A 26,204-nucleotide genomic window follows, 5' to 3' on the forward strand; every position below is an offset into this window, starting at 1 on the left:
CGTAGCTTGCTACGGATACCGTCCCGTAGGTGTCAACCTATGCCAGGACGGGTCACGAACTCAAGAGAAGAAACGCTGGCTTCGACGACTGGACTGCATCGACAGCGAAGAGATGTTCCAGGCGTTCTTTGGCGCGCTACTTATGCAGAAAGTCACTCCGTAAATGGACCTGGACGCCAGGGAAGCGCCGCCAATGATCTCAACCTTGTCTGAGCCCCCGGTTGGCTATCTGTAGTACGCATAATGTGTATTATGTAAAGTACGATATTGGAGTTTTTCTTACACGACTCCCCTCGGCCGCCATGCCGCGCGCCCCATTGGTAGCCGCCACCGGCTCTTCTCCAATGATCTGAACATCCCCGCGCAACGATCCACTTGGTTAGTGCTCGTGCATTCGCGATGCCGTATTCAGTTCGGCCGTCGGATATCGCGAGCGACGCATAAAGCCAGGACACCGCAATCGAATCGCGTTGCCCTGGCACTGCCGCCGAGCGCGCCGCTCACGCTTTCGGCTCGCTCAGCATATCGATTCGCCGTTGATGGCGTCCGCCTTCGAATGCGGTATCCATGAATGCACGGACGCAGTCGCAGGCAACCTTGAAGCCGGTAACCCTGCTGCCCAGCGCCAAGACGTTCGCATCGTTGTGTTGACGGCTCAGGCGAGCCATGGCGGCGTCCGTGCACAGGCCTGCTCTGACGGCCGGGAAGCGATTTGCGGCAATTGAGATGCCAATGCCCGACCCGCAAATGACGATTCCTCGATGAGCCAGACCACTCGTAATTGCCTGACCCATGGAAAAGCCAAACTCCGGGTAGTCCACCGAATTTTCACCATCAGTGCCCAGATCGAGCCAATCGACAGCGGAAAACGCCTTTTTCAGCCGTTCCTTCAGGGCGTATCCCGCGTGGTCGGATGCAATAGCAATTCGCACGTTTCTTCCTTGCCGGTTCAGGGGGACTAAAGACTACCAGGCTGAAGCACCAGTCGGATCAAAGCGTGTCGATTGGAAGCCTTGAGCCGCCCTCCACTGCTAACCCGGTCATCTTTGCGACGGTCGCATATCCAAATGGAACTATTTTTCGGTAAATGTTACCGACACGTCGACATCCTGGCGGACATCCCGTCTGCCTCACAAGAGGTTGATATGCCCATTCTTTGCAACGCTCGTCGGGACTCTGCATTCTGCCAAGGCGCGCTTCCCTCGCTACGTCCTGTCGCTGCGGCGCTGGCTGCCTTGTTCGCATGCGCCGGCGCGCCCGCCCTGGCGGAAAACGCGGGCGGCGCGCCCAGCGGCGATGCTGGCCAAGGCGGCGCTGGCAGCTACATGTCGGGCAATGGGCAGAGTGGAGCGGCAGGCACCGCTGGCACCCCAGTCTCTGGCGGGATGTGGGGACGCGAGACCAGGCCGTTCGCATCTGGAGACCTGGGCGTCATTTCGATCAGCGGAGGAATCGGCGTCGATGGCAGTACAGGGGAATTGGGAGCGCGGGGCGCTGGCGGCGGCGGTGGTGGCGGTACGGGGTTGCGGGTCAGCGTTGACATCGACGGGTTGGAAAACTTCATCTCCCCGGCGGGCGGGAGCATCGTAGGCGGCCGTGGCGGAAATGGCGGCAGTAGTGATCCGAGCGCCATCGAGGCGACGACATTGGGAGCGGGCTCTGGCGGCGGCGGTGGCGGCGGGGATGCGATAGAACTTTTCTCCACCAGGAACTTCCTGTTTACGAACCATAGCGTTGTTGCCGGAGGACTGGGCGGCAACGGCGGCGGCTCTTCCGTGAACTTCAGTCGGGCGGGCGGCGGCGGTGCTGGCGGCATCGGGATCAACGCCCTTCTCGCGGCGCAGACCACGATCGAGAACCGAGGCTTCATCTACGGCGGCAAGGGCGGCGACAGCACGACGGGCGGTCCCCCCGTGTCCTCCGAGGCGCCGGCGGGGGCCGGGGGCGCAGGTGTGCTCCTGGGCGGCGGGACATTGAACAACCGGCCGGGCAGTGTCATTACGGGTGGGAATAGCGGCGTCTCAGGAAGGCTTGCCATCGACGCTATCATGAACGCCTCCGGCGGCGTCGGCGTCTCCATGACTGACGGGACCCTGACGAACGAAGGTCTCATTCGCGGCGGCGACGGCAAGTCGGCCGGTGCAGGCGTTTCCATGACTGGCGGAACACTGGTGAACACCGGGACCATCCGCGGAGGTGATAGCGCGGCCTACTCCGGTAGTTTGTTCGACGGTGTCGCCGTTGTGATGACCGGCCCTGGCTCCGTGATCACTTCCGGCGCGATCGCAGGCGGTACCACCGGCTATGGCTTGCCAGCGGATGCCGTGCTCATGTCCGGCGATGGCGGGCGTCTGGAGCTGCGGGACGGCTACAGCTTCCAGGGCACTGTTCGTAGTACCGGAAATGGCAATGTCCTTGCCCTGGGCGGGAATGCCGGCGGCAGCTTCGACGTGTCGCAATTGGGCATGCTGTACAGCGGCTTTTCCAATCTCGAAAAGACGGGAACCGGCGCCTGGGAACTTACGGGTGTGTCGGTTACGCAATCGAACTGGGCAGTGAAATCCGGTACGTTGAACTTTACGGATGGCATCCAGTTCGGCGGCGCGACAACCACGATCAAGCTGGGCGATGCCAAGCTTGCCTATACGACGCCCAATAGGTTGGCATCGATTAACGCGATCCTCTCGCTGACAGGCGCAGTCGGCACGATCGATGTCGCCAGCGGCAGCGAACTGTCGGTCGCCGCGGGCGTGGACGGTTCGACGCTCAGGAAAGAGGGTTCGGGCACCCTGCTTCTTAATGGCCCCTCCAACTTCAATACGCTGGAAGCGGCGGACGGCTGGGTCTTCCTGGGCTCTGCCGTGTGGCCGCAGACCATCAAGAGCAAGGCCAACGTGTTGATCCAGATATATAACGACATGACTCATGGTGGCAACTACCTGGCCCTGGAGAACCAGTACGGAGTTATGGCCAAAGACGGGAACGGCGTGTTGACCCTGACCGGCCGCAACGAACTGGCTTGGCAAATCCGTATGGGCGGGCTTGTCGCCTCGGCCGACCGCTTCCAGGGCGACGTGGAGACAACTACGCCCGTTTCTCGGTTTTTCCTTGACGCCTCGCAGCCCGGTCGCTACCTGGGAAAGATCAGCGGCGTGGGGTCGTTCACCAAGCGCGGCTCGGCCACGCTCGAACTCACGGGAGACAGCAGCGCATTCAGCGGTTCGACGTTCGTGCAGCAAGGCACCCTGAACCTGGCGTCCACCGCGAGTCTGGGCGGGAAAGTCACTGTAAATCCCGACGCGACGTTGGCCGGCAGCGGCACGGTAGGCGCGATGGAGGTGCAGCAGGGAGGCACTCTTGCATTAAGCGGCGGCATTTTCAAGGTAAGCGGCGACGCCAACCTCCAGTCGGGCTCCACCGTTGCGGTGCGCGCCGATCCGAACGGGACGCCCGGACGCCTGGTGGTGAACGGCACGGCATCCCTGCAAGGGGCCAATCTGCTCCACGTTGGCGTGGGCGATGGTTTCGCGCTCAACACCAAATACACGATCTTGTCGTCCGACAACCCCGTGCAGGGCCAGTTCACCAGCATCAGCTCCGAATACGCGTACTTGACCGCCAAGCTTGATTACAGCGACCCGAAGGCGGTGGATCTTGAACTGGTGCGGCGCGACATCACCCCGCCAGTGGTCAATCCGCCCGTAAATCCTCCGGTCAACCCCCCTGTCGATCCTCCGGTCACCCCTCCGCTCACGCCGCCGGGTGGAACCTCGCCTATCGTTGTCGCCCCTCCGTCCATTTCGCGGCCCATCCGCTTTGAAGATCTGGCCGAGACGCCGAATCAGCACGCTGTTGGCGTGGCGCTGGAGTCGCTGCCGGAAAACCATCCGATTTCCAAGATCGTGATCGGCCTGCCGGTTGGCGCTCCGCCGCAGGCGCTGACCATCCTGTCCGGCGAAGCGCATGCCAGCACGGCGGGCGCCCTGTCCGGTCTCGGGGCGAATGCCCGCGTGATTCCGCTTGCACAACTTCGGCGCGGCCTGGGCGGGACGCTCCAGCCTGGCGCGCCCACCGCCAGCGCGGGTATGAGCGATGCGCCCCTGTCCGCGTCCACCCTGCCCGGCTCCGACGCCCCTCCCGCCTGGGCCCAGGTCGTGGGCCAGTGGCAGCGCAGCGGCGGTGATGACGGCATCGCCCGCGTGCGCCAGCACACCGGCGGCGTCTACGCCGGCGCGGATCGCGCCGTTGGCAACGGCTGGCGCCTGGGCGGCGCGGTTGGCGTCACGAACAGCAAGCTCAAGGCGGACGACCTGAACAGCCAGAGCGACATCGACAGCTACAGCGCCACCGTGTACGGCGGGCGCCGCTTTGACGCCGGCCCGGGTCACATCAACCTGTTGCTGGGCGCCGCCTATACCTGGCACGACATTTCCAGCAAACGCACCGTGGCCTTTTCCGGCATCAACGAGAAGCTCACGGCCGATTACGGCGCCAGCACCGGCCAACTGTTCGGTGAAATCGGCTACGGGGTGCCGATGAGCGATCGCATTCTGCTGGAACCGTACGCCGGCGTGGCGTTCAACGACCAGCGCGTGCGCGGCTTCAGCGAGTCCGGCGGCGACGCGGCCCTGTCGGGGGACAGCCAGCACGACCAGACCACGACGACGACCCTGGGCCTGCGCGGCACGATGCAGTGGGACACCCTGGCGCTCACGGCGGGCGCCGGCTGGCGTCATGCCTTTGGCGACATCAATCCGGCGTCGACCCTGGCGTTCGCAGGCAGCGACGCATTTACGGTGGCAGGTGCGCCGATTGCCCGCAACGCCCTCGCCACGGAACTGGCGGGGCAATGGCGCGCGTCGCGCAAAGTCGCCTTCACCCTGTCGTACGACGGCGAATATGGCGGCGGCAATCAGCAGCACGCCGGGACGCTGCGGATGAACTGGCGGTTCTGAACGAGGGCCGGGCGGGAGCCTGGCAAAGCGCCACTCGCCATCCCGCCGAGCGCTCGTCTACGTCGTCTGCGACGATACGGTCGCCAAGCGCCTAAAGCGCGCCGAAGGCCATCCACGCAACATTCTGCAGATGATGGACGAGCATCGTTCCTGCCGTGAACTGGCCCAGCAGATCCAACCCGTCGAAATGGCGATCTCGCAGGCCAAGAAGATGTTGATCCAGGACCACATCGACTACTGCCTGCAAGACGCCGTGGGCGAGCTGGACGCGGACAGCCAGCGCACCATCGATGAGTTCAAATAAATCACCAAGTACCTGTAGGGTCCGTACCGATGCTGTCGTTTTCCGAGTTGCGCGCCCTGGGCGCTTCCCACGCCTGGCTGTTCATTCCCAGCACGCACCACCACCCCATGCACCCGTGCCATCACTGGTGATGCCCTGGCTCTGGGCCGCCGTGCGAGCCAGTGCCCGAGGTGGTGATCGCGGTGCTCGCCGGCAGGTCAATGGACACCGAGCCGCCGCTGCCCCAGACGGAGGTCCCGCCCGCGCAACTTAGCCCGATCCGGGAATAGTCGAACGCCACGCCCTGGCTGGCGCCGACCATACTGCCGCCTCCGCCTATGCTTTGCGCAAGAATTCCAAAAGCGCTATTGCCCAGGGTCGTGTTCCGTCCGGTAATGCCGCGCTGGAAGCCGGGTAGTGCCCCCATGGAAGCCTGCCGCGAGCCGGTCCAGGAAACCGGCGTTGCGGGCGCGGCTTTTCTCCCGATGCGTTGACGGTCTAGATTCTTTCCGGCACCCTAATCCGGCGTCTTATTCGATCGGACGTCTTTTTCGACGCGACGTCCTATTGGTTCCTGCGAAAGGCCCGGCCTTCTCCCTCCAGCGTGCCGCGCCCGTCTCCGCGCACCATTCGCGTTCCAGCACTTCGTTCCGCACATAAGTTGGATAACAGCAATTCTGGTGATCAGGCCGTAACCCTCGGCTGGTTTTTCATGTTTTTGCCTGGAGTCGACAGCATGATGCAAGTCGTTCGAGCCGTACCCTCCATCGCCAGTTTCTCGTTTCCCCGCCGGCGGCTGGCGCCCGTCTTGACGACGTTGGCCCTGGCCCTCGCGACGGCGCTGCCCGCGGGGGCGGCAGATGCTCCCAAACCCGCGGAGCCCGCCACGAAAGAGGCGAATGCGGCGCTGCTCAAGGCGTTGCCTTTCGCGGACAAGACATCGTTCGAACTTGCGCACAAGGGATTCATCGCCCCCCTGCCCTCCGAAATGATCAAGGGCGACCAGGGCAATCTGGTCTGGGATCCGACCAAGTACGACTTCATCAAGGAAGGGGCGCCCGCGCCCGACACCGTCAACCCCAGCCTGTGGCGTCAGTCGCAGCTGCTGAACATCTCCGGACTGTTTCAGGTTACGGACGGCATCTACCAAGTCCGCAACTACGACCTGTCCAACATGACGATCGTCGAAGGCAAGGAAGGCCTGACGATCATGGACCCGCTCATTTCGACGGAAACGGCCAAGGCCGCGCTGGATCTCTACTACCAGCACCGGCCGAAGAAGCCGGTGGTCGCCGTGATCTACACGCACAGCCACGTGGACCATTACGGCGGCGTGCGCGGCGTGGTGGACGAGGTGAACGTCAAGGCGGGCACGGTGAAGATCTACGCCCCGCTGGGTTTCCTGGAGCACGCCGTGGCGGAAAACGTCATGGCGGGCACCGCGATGAGCCGTCGCGCCAGCTACATGTACGGCAACCTGCTGCCGCCCAGCGCCACCGGACAGGTAGGCGCCGGCCTGGGCACGACCACGTCTGCCGGCACGGTCACGCTGATCCCGCCCACGGACATCATCGAAAAGACGGGCGAAACGCGTACGATCGACGGCCTGACCTATGAATTCCTTTACGCGCCGGGCAGCGAGGCGCCCGCCGAGATGCTGTACTACATCAAGGAGAAAAAGGCGCTGAACACGGCCGAGGACTCCACCCACACCCTGCACAACACCTATTCGCTGCGCGGCGCCAAGATCCGTGATCCCCTGGCCTGGTCCAAATACCTGAACGAAGCCCTGGCGCTGTGGGGCGACGACGTGGAAGTCATGTACGCGATGCACCATTGGCCGGTGTGGGGCAAGCAGCAGGTCCAGGAACAGCTGGGCCTGCAGCGGGACATGTACCGCTACATCAACGACGAGACCCTCCGGCTGGCCAACATGGGCTACAACAAGGAAGAGATCGCCGAACAGGTCAAGCTGCCCGAGGCCATCGCCACCAAGTTTTCGAACCGCGGCTACTACGGCTCCCTGAACCACAACGTGCGCGCGACGTATGTGCTTTATCTGGGATGGTTCAACGGCAATCCGGCGACGCTGCATACGCTGCCGATTCAAGAGGCGTCCAAGCGGTACGTGGACATGATGGGCGGGGTCGACGCCATTCTGGCCAAGGCCCGCGACTACTACAAGAAAGGCGACTACCGCTGGGTGGCTGAAGTCGTGAACTATGCGGTCTTTGCCGATCCCGACAACCTCGAGGCTCGGAATCTGCAGGCCGACGCGCTGGAACAGATGGGCTACCAGGCCGAAAGCGGACCATGGCGCAACTTCTACCTGACGGGCGCCAAGGAACTGCGCGAAGGCGTGCAGAAGCTGCCGGTGCCCGACACGGCCAGCCCCGACACCGTGCGCGCGATGACGCTCGACATGCTGTTCGATTACTTCGCGGTGCGCCTGAACCGCGAAAAGGCGGCTGGCAAGCACGTCGTGCTGAACCTGGACTTCACCGACACCGACCAGAAGTACACGCTGGAGATGGTGAACAGCGTCCTGAACCACACGGAGGGCAAACAGGCCAAGGAGCCCACGGCCAGCATGTCGCTCAGCCGCGAGACGCTCAACCGCATGATGCTCAAGGAACTCACCTTGAAAGACGCGCTCGCCCAGGGCGACGTCAAAGTCAGCGGAGACCAGCAAAAGATCACGGACATGTTCGCGTCGCTGGACAACTTCGAGTTCTGGTTCAACATCGTCACGCCGTAGCGAAACGGGGCCGGCTCAGGCCGGCCCCGTCGCGTCGCGGCTGCCAGATGGTATCGGCGTGGCCGCCAGGCGAAGACGCTACAGGGCCGCGGCGCGCGAAGCCAGTTGGCGGTTGCCCTCGCTGGTGGGCTTCAGGACCATGCGCTCGGCGGTAAGCACCTTGGCCAGGGCGCGGGCGCCGTCGCGCAGGGCCGCTTCCACCAGCGTCAACGCCAGCACGTCGCGCTGGGCATGGCTGCCGCCGAAGCGATGCGCAATCAGGCGCACATCGCGCAGCAGGCTGACGGCAAGCGCATAGTCTTCGCGGGCGAACGCCACCAGGGCGCGCGCCACTGGCAGCCCCACGTCTCGCGTCATCATGGCGTTGGTGCCGCCTTCCTGCGCGGCGTTTTCCATGTCGTCGATCAGTTGCTGCGCAGCGGCGTCGTCGCCGGCGCCCAGGTACGCCATCAGGGCGTGCACATCGTTGAAGGCGTAGTAGCCCTTGCCGCCGCGTTCCCGCCAGACATCAGCAAGCTGGCGCCAACGCGCACCGACGTCCACGCCGCGCAGCAGCAGGCGCCAGAGCATGGCCGACGCGTCGATCAGGTCCAGCACCTGGCCGGTGGAGGTTTCACGCAGCCGATCGTCGTACAGCGCCAGGACCTTGGCGATCTCGTCCCTGTCCAGGTGGAAAAGAGCCAGGTGCCACCAATTGTGGATTGACAGCATGTTGTCGGTGGACCAATCGCCCCGCCGGCCGTCGAGCCACGCGATGCCCTCCTCGACTCTTCCCTGCATTTCCAGCACGTGGGCCACCGCATGCACGGCCCAGGGGTCGCGGGGGTTCAGTTCCAGCGCGCGCCGCCCCTGGGCCTCGGCTTGCGCATACAGATTGGTTTCTTCCAGCCCAAAGGCATGCATGCCAAGCACATAGCCGAAGTGCGGCATCTGGCTGTTCCAGGCGGGCAGGACGCCGGCCACGCGGTCGCGCAGCATCGTCGAGCGGCCAAGCAGGAAGTCGCCGATGTGTCCAACCTGCAGGGCCAGCGTGTCGTGCGGGTAGTCGATCAGGATGTCGGCGTAGCGTCGCAAGGCAACGGAGAATTCGCCGTGCAGCCAGGCATGCGCGGCGGCGATATGGCGCCGTTCGCGCTCGTTGGCGATGTCGTACAGGCCCTCGGCCGCTTCGACGCTTTCGCGCAGCATCGGTTCTACGCACTTGTCGCTGGCCGTGATCAGCATCCCGGCGCGCAGGACGTGGCCCATCACGAAGACCGGGTCGTCGGCAAGCGCCCCATCGATGATCCCCAAGGGATCGCCGTAATAGCCGTGGAACAGGGTCTGGGCACGCTCGTAGGCGTCCAGCGAGCCCTGCTCATCCGTGGAAACGGGGTTGCCCCGCACATCGCTCAGCGCCATGGTTGCCTCCCTGGGTGCCGCCCCGCGACGGGCTTCGATGATATTAAGCACGGAAGTGGAACGGCGGCAAAGCGCAGTTGCGCTAGTACAGGCGCACCGGTGTCAGGCCCGCAAGGGCGTCACGGTTTGCCTGTCGGCCGGGCAGGGTCGGTCATCGATTCACGCTGAGATACCAGCAACGCATCGGTCTGGTCGATCCGGATCACGCCGATCCGGGGAAATTCAAAGTCGATGATGATGTACAAGGCCGCGGTCATCACCACCGCGTAGATGACCTGGTGCAGCAGGGTGTGCTGCTGCCGGGACGCGGCCAGGTTCACGCCCACCAGGCAGGCGCACACCAAGGCCAGGAAGCCCAGGAAGACGTAGGTCACGATGGGTGGATGCACCTTCTGGGCGGCGGATAGCGATGTGGCGGAGTCGAGCATGTCGTTGACGGCGCCGATGTACGAGGCGGCAAGCGCCGGCGGCACCCGGTTGCGCGCCGCCACGACAGATGCCTTCCAGATATCCTGCTGCATCTTTCCCGCCGTGGCCGCGATGCCCACGCGCGCGTCCAGGTCGGCCACGTGGCGCTCATACAGGATCCGCTGGTCCACATACCCGCGAAATTGATCCCGCAGCCGCGGCTGGTCCTCGGGTTCCAGCAGATCGATGCGCAGCCAGGCGGTGCCGATTGCATTGACCTCCTGGATCACAAGGTCGCGCCTTTCGGCCATGCGCTGCGCGGCGCCCGAAAAGGTAAAGGCCACCAGCAGGCCCAGCAGCGCAAACACCGAGGCCTCGATGGCGGCGACGCCTGCCCCGCCCTTCTCGTCCAGGCTTCTGCCCAACACCTTGCCGATCGCGATGGCCACAAACAATCCGACGAAGAAGACCAGCGCCAGACCCGCCAGGAGATACGAATAGTTCATGAGGACCTCGGATGTCCGCTCATCGAGAGGTTGAGCGTCCCGGTCTGGCCGCTCGGCGCCGCGAGCCGATGCAATGTCGCGCGGGCTGACGCAACGATACGTGCAACCTGCGGATGCTGGCAATGCGGGAGACATCGCGATATTCAGGCATTCGGGGCGGCGCCTGTCCGGCAGCCGCCCCGCCCTTTATCTACTGCAGGGCGCGCACCGCGTTCGCAATCCGTTCCATCGCCGTCTTCAATTGCGCCAGCGAGGTCGCATAGCTGATGCGGAAGTACGGCGCCAGGCCGAAGATGCTGCCGGGCACCACGGCCACGTCATGATGGTCGAGCAGATAGGCGCAGAAGTCGGCGTCCGTTTCCAGGCGCTTGCCTTGCGGCGTCTGCTTGCCCAGCACGCCCGCGCAATTGGCGAACGTGTAGAAGGCGCCTTCGGGACGACGGCAGCGGATGCCTTCAATGGCGTTCAAGGCGTCGACCACCAGGTCGCGCCGCTGCAGGAACGACGCGCGCCTGTCGGCCAGGACCTCTTGCGGGCCGTTCAAGGCCTCGATGGCGGCGGCCTGCGTCACGGAGCAGGGATTGGACGTGCTCTGGCTCTGCACCACGGCCATCGCCGCGATCAGTTCCCGGGGACCGCCCGCGTAGCCCAGGCGCCAGCCGGTCATGGCGTAGGCCTTGGACAGCCCGTTGACCGTCAGCGTGCGGTCGGCCAGGCGCGGTTCGACCTGCGCCATGGTCTTGAAGGCGAACCCGTCATAGACCAGGTGCTCGTAGATGTCGTCGGCCAGCAGCCACACGTGCGGATGGCGCAGCAGCACCTGGCCGATCGCCCGGAGCCGCGCCTCGTCGTAGGCGGCGCCCGACGGATTGGACGGCGAATTGAGCATCAGCCAGCGGGTGCGCGAGGTGATCGCGGCCTCCAGGTCGGCCGGATCCAGCAGAAAGCCGTTTTCCTCGCGGCCGGGCACCTGCACCGTCTTGCCGCCGGCGATGGTGATCATGTCGGCGTACGACGTCCAGTACGGCGTGACGACGATCACCTCGTCGCCCTCGTCTAGCGTGGCCATCAGCGCATTGTGGATCACCTGCTTGGCGCCGGCGCCGGCCGTGATCTGGTCCACGCCGTAGGTCAGGCCGTTCTCGCGCTGGAATTTGGCCGCGATGGCCTGTTTCAGGGCGATCGTGCCATCCAGCAGCGTGTACTTGGTTTCGCCGGCCTCGATGGCTCGCACGGCGGCGGCCTTGACGTTGTCTGGGGTGTCAAAGTCGGGCTCGCCCGCGCCCAGCACGATGACGTCGCGCCCTTCCCGCTTGAGCTGGGCCGCGCGCGCGCCGATGCGCAGGATCTCGGACACTTCGATGGCGGAGATGCGCCGGGCCCGGCGCAACGGCGCGGCGGGTTGAATTGCTTCGGTTTGGGACATGGGAACTGTTTCCTGCTGATGGGGGCGCTCAACGCGCCGCGGTGACCATGATCTCGACGAGGATGTCCGGCGCGGCCAGTTCCAGCGCGCCGCAACAGCGCGCGGGGGCCTGGCCCGGGACGATCCACGCATCATAGACCGCATTCATGCCCGCGAAATGCGCCATGTTGCTGAGCCAGATCGTCACGTTGAGCAGCTTGGACTTGTCCGTGCCCGACTCTGCCAGCATCTGGTCGATCGCGGCCAGCACCTGGCGGGTCTGGCCGCCGATGTCCTGGCTGCGGTCGGCCGCCGTATGGCCGGCCAGATAGACGGTATCCCCGTGGATCACCGCGCGCGAACGGCGCGCATTCTGGTCAAGCCGGGTGATGGGCTGGCTCATTGCTGCTTCCCCTGCCCCGACACGCGGCGGCAATGGTTCAGGGCGGCCTGGACCAGGTTGTCGCTGGCTTCCGGCGTGCGGAAGGCGGAATGGGCCGACAGCGTCACGTTGTCCAGTTCGTACAGCGGGTGCTGGGCCGGCATGGGTTCGACGTCGAACACGTCCAGGCCGGCATGGCCGAGCTTGCCGCTGCGCAGCGCGGCGATCATCGCGGCTTCGTCGACCAGGGCGCCGCGGGCGGTGTTGACGAGAATGGCGCCGTCACGCATGCCGGCGATGCGATCCGCCGAGATCATCCCGCGGGTGTCGTCATTCAGCAGCAGGTGCAGCGAAACGACGTGGCTCTGCGCCAGCAGCTCGTCCAGTTCGACGAACGTCACGCCCGCGTGCGATTTGGGGCTGCGATTCCAGGCCAGCACGTTCATGCCGGCGCCTTGCGCCAGCCGCGCCATCTCGGCGGCGATGCCGCCAAAGCCGACCAGGCCCAGCGTCTTGCCGGTAAGTTGCACGGCGTCGGTGCGCAGCCAATTGCCGCCGCGCATTCCGCGGTCCATCTTGGCGAAGCCCTTGGCCGCCGCCCACATCAGCGCGAACGCGCATTCGGCCACGGCGGTGTCGCCATAGCCCTTGATGATGTGGACCTCGATACCCAGTCCGGCAAGTTCCTCGGGGTTCATGTACGAGCGCGCGCCGGTGCCCAGGAAGACCACGTGCTTGAGCGCCGGGCATTGGCGGGCGATAGCCGTGGGCAGGTGGGTATGGTCGACGATGATGATTTCGGCATCGCCCAGCGCTGCCGGAATCTGCTCGGAGGTGATATCCGGCTGGCGGTTGATGCGCAGCGCGGGGTCGTCGTTCTGGTGGAGCCGTTCGGCGACGGCGGCGAGCGTGGGGTTGGCATCGATGAAGACAGCTTTCATGCGGATTTCCTGTTCATTTGGGTCGTCGGGGTCGCTGGCCACCTTCGGGAAAAGGCGCCGGCCTGAAAGGTTTTGGGGGTTCCGGCGGCGCCAAAACCCCAAGGTCGATTCACTGTATTGCTTGCTGTATACAGATGATGATGATTGTTGTGAATGCAGTCAAGTGTTATGCTTTTTTCGCCCGGTTCCTCCAATCGGACTTCCCAAAAAAATGTTTGCGGACGCATCGCCATCCGCGCCAACCACGAGACGCATATCCATGACCACCGCCCCCACCTCCTGGCCCGAACGCACCGGCGGCCAGGTGCTTATCGACCAGTTGCGCGCGCAAGGCGTCGAGCGCCTGACCTGCGTGCCGGGTGAAAGCTACCTGGCCGCGCTTGATGCGCTGTACGACAGCGGCGTCGAAGTCATCTCGTGCCGCAACGAGGGCGGCGCGGCGATCATGGCCGAGGCCTACGGCAAGCTCACCGGCCGCCCCGGCGTCTGCTTCGTCACGCGCGGCCCCGGCGCCACCAACGCGAGCCATGGCGTGCACATCGCCATGCAGGACTCCACGCCGATGATCCTCTTCATCGGCCAGGTGGACCGCGCCATGCGCGAGCGCGAAGCCTTCCAGGAGATCGACTACCGCTCCCTGTTTGGCGGCATCGCCAAATGGGTGGTTGAAATCGACAGCGCGGCCCGCGTGCCTGAACTGGTGGCGCGTGCCTTCCGCGTCGCCATGCAGGGCCGCCCCGGTCCGGTGGTGATCGCCCTGCCCGAGGACATGCTGGTCGAAACCTGCCGCGTCCCTGACGCGCCGCGCGTGGAACCCGCCGTCGCGTGGCCTGCCCCGGCAGACATGGACCGGCTGTCCGCGCTGCTGGCGGACGCCAAGCGGCCGCTGGCCATCCTGGGCGGATCGGGCTGGGACGAAGCCGCCTGCGCGGCGTTCGCACGCTTTGCCGAGCGCGCCCAACTGCCTGTCGCCACCTCGTTCCGCCGCGCGTCGCTGTTCGACGCCGACCACCCCAATTACGCGGGCGACGTGGGCATCGGCCCGGACGCCAAGCTCAAGGCCAGGGTTGAACAGGCGGACCTGATCCTGCTTGTGGGCGGCCGCCTGTCCGAAATGCCCTCGTCGTCCTATACCCTGCTGGACGTGCCCGTCCCGCGCCAGCGCCTTGTCCACGTGCATCCGGGCGCGGAAGAGCTGGGCCGCGTCTACCAGCCGGAACTCGCCATCCAGGCCAGCCCCAAGGCTTTCGCCGAAGCCCTGCAATCGCTGGCCGTGCCGGCTCGCCCCGCCTGGGAAGGCGAAGCCGCCGCCGCGCATGCCGACTACCGGGCCTGGACCGACGTCCCGCGCACCCTGCCGGGCGACTTCCAATACGGCCAGGCCGTAACCTGGCTGCGCGACCGCCTCCCGGCCGATGCCGTCATCTGCAATGGCGCCGGCAACTATGCCGGGTGGCTGCACCGCCACCACCGCTTCCATCGCTTCGGCACGCAATTGGCGCCCACCAGCGGCTCCATGGGATACGGCGTGCCGGCGGCGGTCATGGCCAAGCGCCAACTCCCCGACCGCGTGGTCGTGGCCTTCGCGGGTGACGGTTGCTTCCTCATGAACGGCCAGGAATTCGCCACCGCCGTGCAGTACGACGCGCCCATCATCGTGGTGGTGGTGGACAACGGCCAGTACGGCACGATCCGCATGCACCAGGAACGCGATTACCCCGGCCGGCAGGTCGCCACGCGCCTGGCCAATCCGGACTTCGCCGCGATGGCCGTGGCCTTCGGCGGTCATGGCGAACGCGTGGACACGACCGAGCAGTTCAGCGCCGCGTTCGAGCGCGCCCTGGCCAGCGGCACGCCGGCCATCCTGCACTGCCGCCTGGATCCACGCGCGCAATCCCACGCGCGCGACTACACCGGCCCGCTGCGTTAAGCCGTCATGGGGGTCTGGAATGTACTAACATGCGCCCCAACCCGGGCCCTTGCCCGGCCGCCTTGCAGGCGGCCACTGGGCAACCGGCGCATGACATTCCATGACCCCCTGGTTCCTCGCAGGCCTGCGCCTGCGAAAACTCGAATAGCGTTGGGGGCGGTCCGCCCCTCTTGCTTGCCCTTCGTTCCGGAGACCCCTTGAGCGCCGTCAGCGACAGCATTGTCGAAAAAGTCTATTTGCGCATTCGCGATATGGCGATCGACTTCGACTTCAAGCCCGGAGAGCGCCTGAACGAAGTGGCGCTGGCCAAAGAGCTTGGCGTTTCGCGCACCCCGCTGCGCGAGGCCCTCAACCGCCTCAGCATCGAGGGCCTGCTGCGCTTTCTTCCCGGCAAGGGGTTTTTCTGCCGTGATCTCGACGTCCAGGAGATCTTCGCGCTGTACGAATTGCGCAAGTCACTGGAGGTGGCGGCGCTGCGCCTGGCGATCCAGCGCGCCGCCGACACGGATATCGCGGACGCGCTGGCGTTTCTGGATACCACGGGCCCCGAGGCCGGCGAACGCACGGTGGCGGAACTGGTCGAACTCGACGAGGCCTTCCACGAACGCCTGGTGGCCATGTCGGGCAACGCCGAAATGCTGCGCGTGCTGAAGAACGTCAATGCCCGCATCCGGTTCGTGCGCTGGATAGACATGAATCGCGGCGATCGCCCCGCCAGCCAGCGCGAACACCATCGCCTGCTGGAAGCGCTGCAAGCGCGCAACGAGGCCGACTGCGTCGCCATCCTGGAACAGCACATCGACCGCCGCATGGACCAGATCACGTCGGCCATCCGCGAGGGCTACGCCCACATCTACATGCCCGAGGCCTCGCGGCGGGCTTGACCGCCCGGGGCCCCGCGCTACCGGCCGTGGCGTCCCGGCCGCCCTCCTGCATCACCCCAGTCAAGACCGCTCCATGCCTCATGCGCGATTCAGCTTCCAATTGATCACGATTCCCGCATTCGTGTGCCTGTACGGGGTCGCGTGGGCCAAATGGGCGGCGCCGGGTTTTGTGGGGCTGGCCTATCTGGCGCTCAGCGCCCTGACGCTTGGCGTCTACGCCGTCGATAAGTCAGCGGCCAAGGCCGGGCGGATGCGGATACGGGAAAGGACGTTGCACCTGCTGTCCATCGCCGGCGGATGGCCCGGCGCGCTGATCGGCCAGCAGTGGCTGCGGCACAAATCGGTGAAGGCGAGCTTTCGAAGGGTCTACTGGGTGACCGTGGTGCTGAATGTCGTCGCCTTTGCGCTGCTCTGCACCCCCGCCGCAACGACGCTCGCGGAGTTATAAGGAATCACCGGGGCAAAAAGGCGTCGTGCGGCCGACGGATGGACGAGGCCAAAGTCGTCCCTCAAGCTGGGCCATGCACGCGTGCCCAGCGGACGCGCACATCGCCGCCACAGGAGGTCCCATGTGGGAACCCAGCGACACCTATCCCGATCCTTCCATCGAAGTGCTGGATTCGCGATTCCAGAAATACCGCCTCAACAACGCCGGCATAGAGCTCCTAGCTACGGGTATCCGCTATGGCGAAGGGCCGGTCTGGTTCGGCGACGGCCGCTACCTGCTCTGGAGCGACATCCCGAACAACCGCATCATGCGCTGGGACGAGGAAACGGGCGCCGTGTCGGTCTTTCGCAAGCCGTCGGGATACGCCAACGGCAACACGCGAGACCGCCAGGGGCGCCTGGTCAGTTGCGAACACGGCGGGCGGCGGGTTGTGCGGACCGAGTACGGGGGAACGCTAACCGTGCTGGCGGACCGCTACGACGGCAAACGTCTGAATTCGCCGAACGACGTCATCGTGCGTCGCGACGGATCGGTCTGGTTCAGCGATCCTGATTTCGGCATCCAGAATGACTACGAGGGTTTCAAGTCCGAACCAGAATTGCCCACCCATGTGTACCGACTGGATCCCGCCACCGGCAGGCTGGACGCGGTTATCAAGGACATCCAGAACCCGAATGGCCTGTGCTTTTCCCCTGACGAGGCGCTGCTGTATGTCGTCGACAACGGGTCCAGGCCCAATCGCATCCTGGTGTACGAGGTCAACCGGGATGCAAGCCTGGGCCAGGGGCGCACGTTCGTCGATGCGGGCGACCTTGGCCTACCGGACGGCATCCGTTGCGACATGGACGGCAATGTCTGGGCCGGCTGGGGCAGCGGACCGGGCTTGAGCGGCGTCATGGTCTTTGCTCCGGACGGCGCGGCCATCGGTCGCATCGCGCTGCCGGACCGATGCGCCAACCTGTGTTTCGGCGGCCTGCGGCGCAACCGGCTGTTCATGGTGACGGGCCAATGCCTTTTCGGGCTGTTCGTGAACACCCAGGGTGTGGGCTGCCCTTGATGCCGCGCCCGCCGCTGCGCGGCCCCGCGGCCGCCTGCGGGCGGCCTACAGGAAACCGATCCAGCGCCCCGCGACCAGACAACCCAGCCATAGCAGCAGCGATGCACCGGCCTGCAGGCGAAGCCCGCCGGTCGGAAGGTCCCCGGCCACCACGCCGGCCCATGCCCTGCCCCGATGCACCCCCCACGCATTGAGCGCCCCCGCCAAGAGCAAGCCCATCTTCACGACAAACGCGGGATTTTGCAGGTATTCCAGCGGCCGCACCGAGAACAGCATGGCGCCGGTCAGCACCGCCAGCGCCAGTCCGACGGCGGCGGTGCGCGCCAGCACCGGCGCCAGAACCGCCAACGGCCCGGATTTGATGACGCCAAGCAGGCGCAGATCGAGCGGGACAATGGATCCGATCAGCAGCCCGATGGCTCCGATGTGCGCGGCGTTGACAAGCAGGTACAGCGTGCCGGACCGGCGCAACCATATTGCTGGCGGCAGGGCCTCAAGCTGTTCGAGAGCGAGCCGCAGCAGTTCGGGCATCGGGTAAGACGCCCTTGGCTCAAGGCTTCTTGATGCGGCTGGGGTAAATATTGTAGGTCTTGCCGCCCACCGTGACCTGGACAGCCTTCATCCGTTTGTTGGCAGCGTCCTGATCGCGGTTGCCTACGGCTGTGATGGCGTCACCGGGCTTGGCCGAACCTTCGATAAAGCCCGCTTCCTTCGTCTGGCTGGGATTGCCCAGTTCCACGGTCCACACGCCATCCTTGGCGCGAACCTTCAACGTCGGGTGTGGGGGCGCAATCTGCACCTGTTCGACCGTGCCCTGCAAAGTCATCTGCTCGGATTCGGCCCATGACCAACCATGGTGCGCCAGCGCCGGCGCGGCGCCCGCGGCCAACACAGAAAACGCCAATCCGGCGAGTACGCGTTTGGAAAGCTTCATGTCGATGCTCCTCGGGTGGCGGGCACATGTGGGCGAAGCGTGCGATGCCCGTTGAAGGAGCATAGCAGCGGACAAACCCCTGCTGCTATGTACGAGTTCGCAGCCAGCGGGGTCCTGGGTGGATGTCGCTTCATGGCGGAGCGGCCATGGTTGACGGCCAGCCGCTCTACCGGAAGTTCATCTTTTTGGGTCGATCCATACTTAATTTTTTACTTTAAGTTTGGGGCTGGTTTCTGAATTAAAGATGCCTATTATCAATAGGATGGGACACTATTCAATAAACAACATTAAGACTGGACTGCCAGCGTTCAGTCCGCGCCGCCTCCCACAAGATCGCCAGCCCCCAGGAAAACCCTGCGGAACTTTCCCGCTTTGGTAACGGTCGCTTTATGTTCAGGCAATTGTCAGCATATGCCGACATTTGCGCCTGAGCCTGCATCCGCGCGTCCAATCGGGAGACCTGCATGTCATTGCTCAGTTCGCGTCCCTTCGGGATCGTGCCCCCAGTCCACGCCGCGCGTCCCCCTCAACAGAAAACCTACCACGCTAGTCCCGCGCACAACCCGCAATGCCCCCGGCGCGCACGTCCATGAGCAGCGTTCCCGACACTTTGAACGAGCCCGCCGCCGCTGGCCTTTCCGTCATGGATGCGACCGTCGTGCTGGTCGGCGTGGTCATCGGCATCGGGATTTTCGGCTTCCCGCCCCTGGTGGCGCAGCACGCCGGTTCAGAGGCCGTATACATCGGCCTGTGGTGCGCCGGTGGGCTGGTCATGCTGGTCGGCGCGCTTTGCTATGCGGAGCTGGGCTCCGCATATCCGGGCGCCGGCGGCGAGTATCTGTACCTGACCCGCGCCTGGGGGGCGCGCGTCGGCCTGATGTTCGCCTGGGCCCGATGCTCCGTCATCCAGACAGGGGCCATCGCGGTGGTCGCGTTCATCTACGGCGACTATGCCCAACGATTGCTGCCCTTGGGCTCGCAAGGTCCAGCGGTGCATGCAGCCATCTCGGTCGTCGTCCTGACCGGGCTGAACATGATCGGCACCCGGTACTCCAAGCGCCTGCAATGGGTCTTTACCGTGCTGACTCTCGTTGCCCTGGGCGCGGTGCTGATCGCCTGCCTGTCCGCTTCCGGCGGCGAACCGATCAGCACGGTATCGGCGGCGCCGCTGTCGGGTAACACGGCAGGCCTGCTGGGGATGGGCATGGTGTTTGTGCTGCTGACCTATGGCGGCTGGAACGAAGCAGCCTACCTCAGCGGTGAATTGCGCGACCCCGGGCGCAACATGAGCCGGGTGCTGCTTATCGGCACCGCAGTGGTGACCGGCGCGTATGTGCTGACGAACCTGGCGCTGCTGGAAATATTTGGCCTGCAGGGCCTGCGCGACACGCCCGCGCTCGGCGCCGAGGTCATGCAGCTGGCCGCCGGTCCGTATGCGGCGGCCCTGCTCAGCCTGACGATTTGCGCCACCGCCCTCAGCACCATCAATGGAACCATCATCACCGGGGCACGCGTGTATTACGCGCTGGGACGCGACGTGCCGCGTCTGCACGCGCTGGCGGGATGGAGCCCGCGCAACGAGACGCCGGTCAGCGCCCTGCTCGTCCAGGGAGTGATCACGCTTGCGCTGGTGGGTCTGGGCGCGTTCAGCCAGAACAGCGTGCAGACCATGGTCGCCTATACCGCGCCCGTCTTCTGGATCTTCATGCTTCTGGTGGCGGCCTCCGTATGGCGCCTGCGCCGCCTTGATCCCGACCGCCCCCGTCCTTTCCGCGTTCCGCTCTTCCCCCTGCCGCCTTTGCTTCTTGCGCTGACCTGCGCCGGCCTGGTGGTCTCCAGCGCGATGTACGCCGGGGCGGGCGCCTTGATCGGCCTGGTGGTCCTGGCGGCCGGCATCCCGTTGATGCGCCTGCTGAAGCCGGCCCAGGCGTCCGGTTAGCGCTGGTTCTTCCCTCCTCCCCGTCCAAGGAACCCTCACCATGCAACGCTCCACCCTGTTTTCGAAGACTGCCCCGCTGGTGTCCGCCCCCCGCATCCGAACCGCGATGCTTGCGTCGGCGCTTGCGATCGCCCTGCTTCACGCGACTGACGCCATTGCCCAGACCGCCGCCGCAAAGCCTGCCCAGTCGGCTGAAAAAGGCGGCTACGTGCCCGACGTCGGCCAGGACGGTAAAGACGTGATCTGGGTGCCGACGCCTCAGTCGCTGGTCGACAAGATGCTCGACATGGCCAAGGTGACGCCCAAGGACCGGCTGATGGACCTGGGCTCGGGCGACGGCCGCACCGTCATCACGGCAGCCCAGCGCGGCCTGAAGGCCAAGGGCATCGAATACAACCCCGACCTCGTCGAACTGTCGCGCCAGAACGCCAAGCGCGCAGGCGTGGCGGACCGGGCGACGTTCGTTGCCGAAGACCTGTTCTCCACGGATCTGTCACAGGCGGACGTCATCACGATGTTCCTGCTGTCGACCATCAATGAAAAGCTGCGTCCGAAGATCCTGGAATTGCCGGCGGGCACACGCGTCGTGTCGAATACCTTCCGCATGGGCGATTGGGAGCCCGACGCGTCCGAGACGGTGACGGACAACTGCCAGACCTATTGCACGGCCCTGTTGTGGATCGTGCCGGCCAAGGTCCAGGGCAAGTGGGATCTGGGCGGCCAGACTTTGCAGCTGGACCAGCACTACCAGATGCTGTCGGGCAAGCTGGGCTCCAAGCCGATCTCCGATGCTCGCCTGGATGGATCGGCCATTGCATTCACCGCTGACGGCGTGCGCTACGCGGGTGTGGTGAATGGCCGCAGCATGAGCGGCAGCGCGGCTGGCCAGGGGGCGTGGCAGGCCAAGCGCAATTGATCATGCAGGGTTGCGGCATGCTCCGGGCTACACGCCCGGTTGCCGCCACGCCGACAGTGACGCTTCGACGTGCGAGATCTCGTCTTCGGTGATTCCCGCGACGTCGTAGTAGCGCCTTCGGTCGCGCACCACGTCCAGCACACGCTCCAGGACGGACTGGGCTGCCGCTTCGGACCGCAGTCCGAAACGCCGGTATTCCGTCAGGCAGTTGGCAAAGGTGCTGTCGCGCCCGGCAGCGCCGATGTGCAGGTAATGCCGGGCCGATCCTTCCTGCGTGACCACGTCAAACAGCGGCGCCAGCCGGTAGGTTTCCGACCCTTCGTCCTTGAGGAAACCCACGTTCTTCAAGTGATCGTCCGTGTTGTGGACGGCGACATTCAGGATCATGCGGGCATACAGCTCCAACAGATCCTTCACAGGGTTCGACGATATGCGGCGGGTGATGTCCGCCAGACGGGCATAGGAATACGTCGCCTTGCCGCGGGGACCGTCCAGTTCGCGCTTGCCGATCTGCACGGACGGACTGATCAGCGACGCGCCGCTAAGGAAATGGCGGCGCGCGATAACGGGATCGCTTCCCTCCGTCGTGCGCAACAGGTGGCGGTCGAAACGGTGCGTCAGCAGGACGGCGCCCAGATGCGTCTGCACCAAGTGGATTTCCGGGACGTTCAAGCCGATCGCCTTCGCCATCTGCAGGTTGGCGTATTCCACGCGTTGGCGGTCGTAGGACTCACCCGCGCGCGGAAACTTCGCGATCCACATCTCGCCTTTCGCGTCGCGCACGATCGTCTTGGGGCGCGCGCCGCCGATATCCCACGAACTGCCCAAAATGTCGCGGTACAGCCCCTTGGGCTTGATGCCCCGGTCGATGTCGGCCAGCAGGTCGGCCAGGGATTCCAGCTCGCTGACTTCCGGCAACCGGTAGGTCTTGCGCATGTTGGGCGTAAGTTGGCGGGCGCTGAAGAACAGCGCTCCGACACCCATCCCCCTGCCCTTCAGTAGCACTTCGTTTTCCGTCACGCGAGCCCCGGCGTTGTCGACGCGCATTACGTTGCGCCCCCAGGCGTCCGGCGCAGCGTCAAAGATCGCGCCCAGGGTTTCGTAGCGACTTTCGGTTCGGAATGTCGTCCTGGCGTCCGTCAACGGGAGGTTGATCGGGTCCAGCGAGAACGCCCGCCGGTCGTTCACGTACGACTGCACGTAGGTGAATTCGGCGTAAAAGTGGCTTTCGTCCGTGTCGTCCAGGGTCAGGAGGCCGGCCAGCACGGCCTCGCCCTGGATGTCCACGTAAACAAAAAGCTCGCTTTCGACGGTCTTGTGTTTTCTGGCAGGCACAATGGCTGGCTCCGGGCGCTACAGGCTGGAGGGATCGGTGCGATGCGAGTGCTGCGGTTTGGCGCTGCCCCGTGCGGGCCGGCGCATGGCGTCCAGCCGCTTGCCCACGCCATCCAGATCCGGATCCCCCAGGGCGAAGACCTGCTCGCCAAAGCCGTAAGCCAGCAGCGCTTCAAGGGCCAGCGCCAGCGAAACGCCGCCACCCCCGCGCTCCAGCCGGGTAACGGTGGCTCGCGAGACGCCCAGGCGGCTGGCCAGAATGGATTCGGTTTCGTTACGGCGCAACCGCGCGGTACGAATGTTGGCGCCGAGGCGGACCAGGGCTTCGGAGGCCTCGAAACTGGGCTCGATCTTTTTCTTCATGACTCAATAATAGCGCTGTAGATACGGAATTGCGCTATTAATGAGGCATCAATGGTTTACGAAGAGTGCGATTAATGATTCATAGCCTTGTTTTGTGCATCATTAATGAGGCAAGGAGGCTCCGCTGCGAGCGCGAGCTTGATCAACCTGCGCGCGTTGTGACCGGCTGATCCAGCCTCAATGCGGCCCGGCTGGTGTCCAGCGTGACCCTCGCCCCCAGCGGCAGGGTCAGGTTGGGATCGCCGTGCCCGCTGGGCCAACCGGCCAGAACCGGAATGCCGCGGGCGCCCAGGCGTTCCAGAACCAGGGGATACAGCAGGCTCTGAGCCTGCACGTCGTCCATGCGGGTGCCCAGAATCCGGGTGAAGCTGCCAACGACCACACCCTTCACGCCATCGAACTTGCCGGCCGCGGCCAACTGGCTCAACAGGCGGTCCACTCTGGGCAGCGCCTCGTTCACGTCTTCGAAAAACAGGATGCTGTCGCGCGTGTCGATGTCGTGCCGGGATCCGATCAGCGCGGCGATCAGCGCCAGATTGCCCCCCACCAGGCGCCCGCTGGCTGTTCCCGCCACCAGTTCCACTGGAAACGTGTCCGGCGGCGGCTGGATCCATGCCCCCTGCCCGATCTGACCGCTCATCATCGCCAGCGCATGCGACTCTGTCGGTTCGCGTTTGCCCGCCAGAAGATCCTGCGCCAGCATCGGGCCGTGAAACGTCACGAAGCCGGCATGGCGCTGCATGGCCAGGTGCAAGGCCGTGATGTCGCTATAGCCGATGAAGGGTTTGGGGTTTTGGCGCAGCAGCCCGAAATCCAGGCCGTCCAGCAGGCGCCAGGAGCCAAAGCCGCCTTGCAGGCACCACACTGCGCCCACGTCCGGCGCCGCGAATGCCGCGTGCAAGTCGTCCAGCCGCTGCGCGTCGGTGCCCGCCAGGTATTCGTAGGGGGCGTCCAGCCGGCTGCGCGAGGCCGGCATGACGACCGGCTGGAATCCGCGGTCTTCCAGCCATTGCGCGGCCTGGTCGCTGGCGTCAGGAGCCGCCGACGCAGGCGCCACAATGGCGATCTTGGCGCCCGGCCGAAGCGCCGGCACAGGCGCTGCCGCCGCGCCAGCATGGGAAGGCGGAGGCGCCGGCTTCGGAGAAGGCGCGGCCCCGCGCACGTGTTGTCGCCCGCCGGCGCAACCCGCGAGGGCCAGTCCTGACAGGCATAGCGCACCCGCGTTCAGCAGCTGGCGACGGCGTGCGTCGGCCGGATTCGCGGCGCGGCGGGCGGCGAACGTTGGCATTGATGACTCGGTTTCAGGGGCGTTGGCCAAGTAAGGGTTCCGTCCTGGCATCAGAATCGCTCATATTCCAGCCGATAGCGCCATTGCCCCTCGGCCAGGCCAGCCATCGGAAGCCGTCCGATACGCAGGCGACGCAGAGCCAGCAGCCGCAGCCCGACGGCATCGCACACCGTTTCGATAAATCCGGGCGCCGGTGTCTTCAGCGCAAAACGCAAGTGGGTTTCGTTTTGCCAGCTTACTTTCATGGGTGTGGCCGGGCGTCCTTCGTAGGCCATGCCACGTTGCAAACGCGCCAGGTCGCCTTCGCGCAACTGGCCTTCGACCCGGGCAACGTACTCCTGCTCGACATGGCGGCCTTCCTCGATCAGCTTTCGCGTCACCGGATACTCCTGCGTATAAACGACCAGCCCGCTCGCCGCGCGCTCCAACGGGGTGACCAGTTTCAGGCCGTTGAACATGCGCTTCAGATAACGCTGCCCCGACCGATCGCCCGGCATGAGATTTTCGGGAAGGATGAGATCGCGGGCAGAGCCCGGCTGATCGTCCGCATACATGCCGGCGGGCTTGTGGACCAGCACGGTCACAGGACGCCCATCTTCCAGGCGCGCGCCCGGTAGCAAGGTCACCGCCTGCGCTGGCGCGACGCGGAGCCCGGGTTCTTCCTGCACCGTGCCGTCCACGGCAACCCATCCGCCCTCTATGTAGCGTTCGGCGTCGCCCCGCGAGCACGAATGCTCGGCGGCCACGCGCTTGGCCAGTCGCACGGTGTCGCTCATCGCGCCACCTCGGTGCGGAACTGCATGAAAGCAAGGAAGAAAAGGTCGAAAGCGCCTCGCGGGCGCATAAGGAGATGCGTCATCTTGGTGTTGCCGGTGGTGCTGAAAGCGGGCCGCATGGCCCGCGCCTTGACACGGATGTTACGCCCTTTTCGCGGGCGGCCCACCCAGGCGGCCTCAGTCGGAAGCCGGCCTTTGCGGCTTCGCGTCCACGGGCGCAGGCACCTCGTCTATCCACGCTTTCAGCAAGGTGGACGTCACCGCCAGAATCACCGGACCGATGAAGAGACCCACGATGCCAAAGGCGAACATGCCGCCCAGGACACCGGACAGGATGAGCAGCATCGACAAGTTCACGCCGCGCTTGATCAGGAGCGGACGCAGCAGGTTGTCCATCGCGCCGACCAGGATTGCCCATACCAGGAGGACACCCGCGGCCAGCTTCATGTCGTTCTGGAACAGCCACGCCACGCCGCCCAACATGGGCAAAAACGGCCCGAGCTGGGCCAGGCAGAGCATCACCATCAGCGCGGTCAGGATGCCGGCCGCGGGCACGCCCGCGATCCAGAGGCCGATTCCCCCCAGCGCGGACTGCACCACCGCCGTCACCACGATCCCCAGCGCCACCGCCCGAATCGCAGACTGCGCCAGCATGATGGCGGCGACGCCGCGCGGTCCGGCAAGCCGGTTCGAAAACCGCCGCACAAAATCCGCGGCCGACTCCCCCTTGCTGTAAAGGATGCCGGCAATGATGAACGTCACCAGCATGTGGGCCACGAACACGCCAACGATGGCGGCATGGCTCAGCAGCCAGTGTGCGGCGGTGGTCAGGTACGGCTCAACCCGCGCCAGCAACCCGCCGGCGCCGGCGTCGGACAGCGTCTGCCACTCCTGGGCGATGCGGGGGCCAGCCAATGGAATATTGGCAATCCACGCCGGAGGGGCGAACAAGGCATAGTCCGGCAGGCTCTTCACCGCCGAAATGATGGCGCCGCCGTGTGTCGCCAGCGTGGAAATCGCCTGGTACAGCGGCAACACGATGACAAAGAGCAGGATGAGCAGCATGACGACGGTGGCGATCCACCGGCGGCCGCCGCAATGCCTTTGGATCCTCAGCAGCACCGGCCAGGTGGCCACGACGATCGTCGTCGCCCAGATGAGCCCGGGCAGAAATGGCTGAAGGATGTACAGACTGCCTATCATCAACGCCAGAAGCATGACGATGACAAGCATGACTCGGGCTATGTCGACTGATTGGCGTGGAATCACCCGCTGCTCCTGGCAGGGCTGCCGCC

Annotated in this window: 23 protein-coding genes; 9 read left to right on the forward strand and 14 right to left on the reverse strand. The window is 65.2% G+C overall.

What is annotated here, in order from left to right:
• Positions 1 to 500 precede the first annotated feature (500 nt).
• Positions 501 to 932: a ribose 5-phosphate isomerase B gene (rpiB, locus tag RT614_RS07985; protein ID WP_313621574.1), complete on the reverse strand. Its 432-nt coding sequence runs from the start codon at positions 930 to 932 to the stop codon at positions 501 to 503.
• A 135-nt stretch (positions 933 to 1,067) separates the two neighbouring features.
• Here rpiB and RT614_RS07990 point away from each other — a divergent pair, with 135 nt between their 5' ends.
• Both RT614_RS07990 and RT614_RS07995 read left to right on the forward strand, forming a co-directional pair.
• On the forward strand, positions 1,068 to 4,955 hold the full coding sequence (locus tag RT614_RS07990; protein ID WP_313621575.1) for an autotransporter domain-containing protein: 3,888 nt from the start codon (positions 1,068 to 1,070) through the stop codon (positions 4,953 to 4,955).
• A gap of 19 nt (positions 4,956 to 4,974) precedes the next feature.
• On the forward strand, positions 4,975 to 5,259 hold the full coding sequence (locus tag RT614_RS07995; RefSeq protein ID WP_313622037.1) for a metal-sensing transcriptional repressor: 285 nt from the start codon (positions 4,975 to 4,977) through the stop codon (positions 5,257 to 5,259).
• Between the two features lie 121 nt (positions 5,260 to 5,380).
• Here the strand turns inward: RT614_RS07995 and RT614_RS08000 are convergent, their stop codons facing one another.
• Positions 5,381 to 5,665 carry a hypothetical protein gene (locus tag RT614_RS08000; RefSeq protein ID WP_313621576.1) on the reverse strand — a complete coding sequence of 95 codons (285 nt, stop codon included), beginning with the start codon at positions 5,663 to 5,665 and terminating at the stop codon, positions 5,381 to 5,383.
• A 309-nt stretch (positions 5,666 to 5,974) separates the two neighbouring features.
• Between RT614_RS08000 and RT614_RS08005 the strand changes: the two genes are divergently transcribed.
• Positions 5,975 to 7,996 carry an alkyl/aryl-sulfatase gene (locus RT614_RS08005; protein ID WP_313621577.1) on the forward strand — a complete coding sequence of 674 codons (2,022 nt, stop codon included), beginning with the start codon at positions 5,975 to 5,977 and terminating at the stop codon, positions 7,994 to 7,996.
• 78 nt (positions 7,997 to 8,074) lie between these two features.
• Here the strand turns inward: RT614_RS08005 and RT614_RS08010 are convergent, their stop codons facing one another.
• The 5 genes from RT614_RS08010 to RT614_RS08030 form a co-directional block, all read right to left on the reverse strand.
• Positions 8,075 to 9,397 (reverse strand): tetratricopeptide repeat protein, encoded by a 1,323-nt coding sequence (locus RT614_RS08010; protein ID WP_313621578.1) that lies wholly within the window; start codon positions 9,395 to 9,397, stop codon positions 8,075 to 8,077.
• 119 nt (positions 9,398 to 9,516) lie between these two features.
• Entirely contained in the window at positions 9,517 to 10,311 is a 795-nt protein-coding gene (locus RT614_RS08015; RefSeq protein ID WP_313621579.1) for a hypothetical protein, read from the reverse strand.
• 190 nt (positions 10,312 to 10,501) lie between these two features.
• Positions 10,502 to 11,737, reverse strand: coding sequence for a pyridoxal phosphate-dependent aminotransferase (locus RT614_RS08020; RefSeq protein ID WP_313621580.1), 1,236 nt, complete (start codon positions 11,735 to 11,737; stop codon positions 10,502 to 10,504).
• A gap of 28 nt (positions 11,738 to 11,765) precedes the next feature.
• Positions 11,766 to 12,119 carry a RidA family protein gene (locus tag RT614_RS08025; protein WP_313621581.1) on the reverse strand — a complete coding sequence of 118 codons (354 nt, stop codon included), beginning with the start codon at positions 12,117 to 12,119 and terminating at the stop codon, positions 11,766 to 11,768.
• On the reverse strand, positions 12,116 to 13,039 hold the full coding sequence (locus tag RT614_RS08030) for an NAD(P)-dependent oxidoreductase (protein ID WP_313621582.1): 924 nt from the start codon (positions 13,037 to 13,039) through the stop codon (positions 12,116 to 12,118). The genes RT614_RS08025 and RT614_RS08030 overlap by 4 nt, the downstream gene beginning before the upstream one ends.
• Positions 13,040 to 13,298: 259 nt before the next feature.
• Between RT614_RS08030 and RT614_RS08035 the strand changes: the two genes are divergently transcribed.
• From RT614_RS08035 to RT614_RS08050, 4 genes are all read left to right on the forward strand, one after another.
• Positions 13,299 to 14,969, forward strand: coding sequence for a thiamine pyrophosphate-binding protein (locus tag RT614_RS08035; protein ID WP_313621583.1), 1,671 nt, complete (start codon positions 13,299 to 13,301; stop codon positions 14,967 to 14,969).
• A gap of 197 nt (positions 14,970 to 15,166) precedes the next feature.
• Positions 15,167 to 15,853, forward strand: a complete 687-nt coding sequence (locus tag RT614_RS08040) for a GntR family transcriptional regulator (protein ID WP_313621584.1) — start codon at positions 15,167 to 15,169, stop codon at positions 15,851 to 15,853.
• A 100-nt stretch (positions 15,854 to 15,953) separates the two neighbouring features.
• The gene (locus RT614_RS08045) at positions 15,954 to 16,301 is read left to right on the forward strand and encodes a DUF1294 domain-containing protein (RefSeq protein WP_313621585.1); all 348 of its coding nucleotides are present in this window, start codon (positions 15,954 to 15,956) and stop codon (positions 16,299 to 16,301) included.
• Between the two features lie 121 nt (positions 16,302 to 16,422).
• Complete coding sequence (locus tag RT614_RS08050; RefSeq protein WP_313621586.1) at positions 16,423 to 17,358, forward strand: SMP-30/gluconolactonase/LRE family protein; 936 nt, start codon at positions 16,423 to 16,425, stop codon at positions 17,356 to 17,358.
• Positions 17,359 to 17,403: 45 nt separating this feature from the next.
• On the opposite strand, the gene RT614_RS08055 is transcribed toward RT614_RS08050, so the two are convergent.
• Positions 17,404 to 17,889 (reverse strand): DUF6644 family protein, encoded by a 486-nt coding sequence (locus RT614_RS08055; protein WP_313621587.1) that lies wholly within the window; start codon positions 17,887 to 17,889, stop codon positions 17,404 to 17,406.
• 19 nt (positions 17,890 to 17,908) lie between these two features.
• Positions 17,909 to 18,292: a DUF6152 family protein gene (locus RT614_RS08060; protein WP_313621588.1), complete on the reverse strand. Its 384-nt coding sequence runs from the start codon at positions 18,290 to 18,292 to the stop codon at positions 17,909 to 17,911.
• Between the two features lie 589 nt (positions 18,293 to 18,881).
• On the opposite strand from RT614_RS08060, the gene RT614_RS08065 reads away from it, so the two are divergent.
• Both RT614_RS08065 and RT614_RS08070 read left to right on the forward strand, forming a co-directional pair.
• Complete coding sequence (locus RT614_RS08065; RefSeq protein WP_313621589.1) at positions 18,882 to 20,231, forward strand: APC family permease; 1,350 nt, start codon at positions 18,882 to 18,884, stop codon at positions 20,229 to 20,231.
• Positions 20,232 to 20,271: 40 nt separating this feature from the next.
• Positions 20,272 to 21,147, forward strand: coding sequence for a methyltransferase domain-containing protein (locus RT614_RS08070; RefSeq protein WP_313621590.1), 876 nt, complete (start codon positions 20,272 to 20,274; stop codon positions 21,145 to 21,147).
• Positions 21,148 to 21,174: 27 nt separating this feature from the next.
• Here the strand turns inward: RT614_RS08070 and RT614_RS08075 are convergent, their stop codons facing one another.
• The 5 genes from RT614_RS08075 to ydiK form a co-directional block, all read right to left on the reverse strand.
• Positions 21,175 to 22,482 (reverse strand): HipA domain-containing protein, encoded by a 1,308-nt coding sequence (locus RT614_RS08075; RefSeq protein ID WP_313621591.1) that lies wholly within the window; start codon positions 22,480 to 22,482, stop codon positions 21,175 to 21,177.
• An 18-nt stretch (positions 22,483 to 22,500) separates the two neighbouring features.
• On the reverse strand, positions 22,501 to 22,845 hold the full coding sequence (locus RT614_RS08080) for a helix-turn-helix transcriptional regulator (protein ID WP_313621592.1): 345 nt from the start codon (positions 22,843 to 22,845) through the stop codon (positions 22,501 to 22,503).
• A 142-nt stretch (positions 22,846 to 22,987) separates the two neighbouring features.
• Entirely contained in the window at positions 22,988 to 23,938 is a 951-nt protein-coding gene (locus tag RT614_RS08085) for an LD-carboxypeptidase (protein WP_313621593.1), read from the reverse strand.
• A 245-nt stretch (positions 23,939 to 24,183) separates the two neighbouring features.
• The gene (locus RT614_RS08090; RefSeq protein ID WP_313621594.1) at positions 24,184 to 24,909 is read right to left on the reverse strand and encodes an RNA pseudouridine synthase; all 726 of its coding nucleotides are present in this window, start codon (positions 24,907 to 24,909) and stop codon (positions 24,184 to 24,186) included.
• Between the two features lie 177 nt (positions 24,910 to 25,086).
• Positions 25,087 to 26,178: an AI-2E family transporter YdiK gene (gene ydiK, locus RT614_RS08095; protein ID WP_409558437.1), complete on the reverse strand. Its 1,092-nt coding sequence runs from the start codon at positions 26,176 to 26,178 to the stop codon at positions 25,087 to 25,089.
• Positions 26,179 to 26,204 lie beyond the last annotated feature (26 nt).

It is taken from the genome of Achromobacter sp. (genome assembly GCF_032102605.1).
GTDB lineage: Bacteria > Pseudomonadota > Gammaproteobacteria > Burkholderiales > Burkholderiaceae_B > Achromobacter.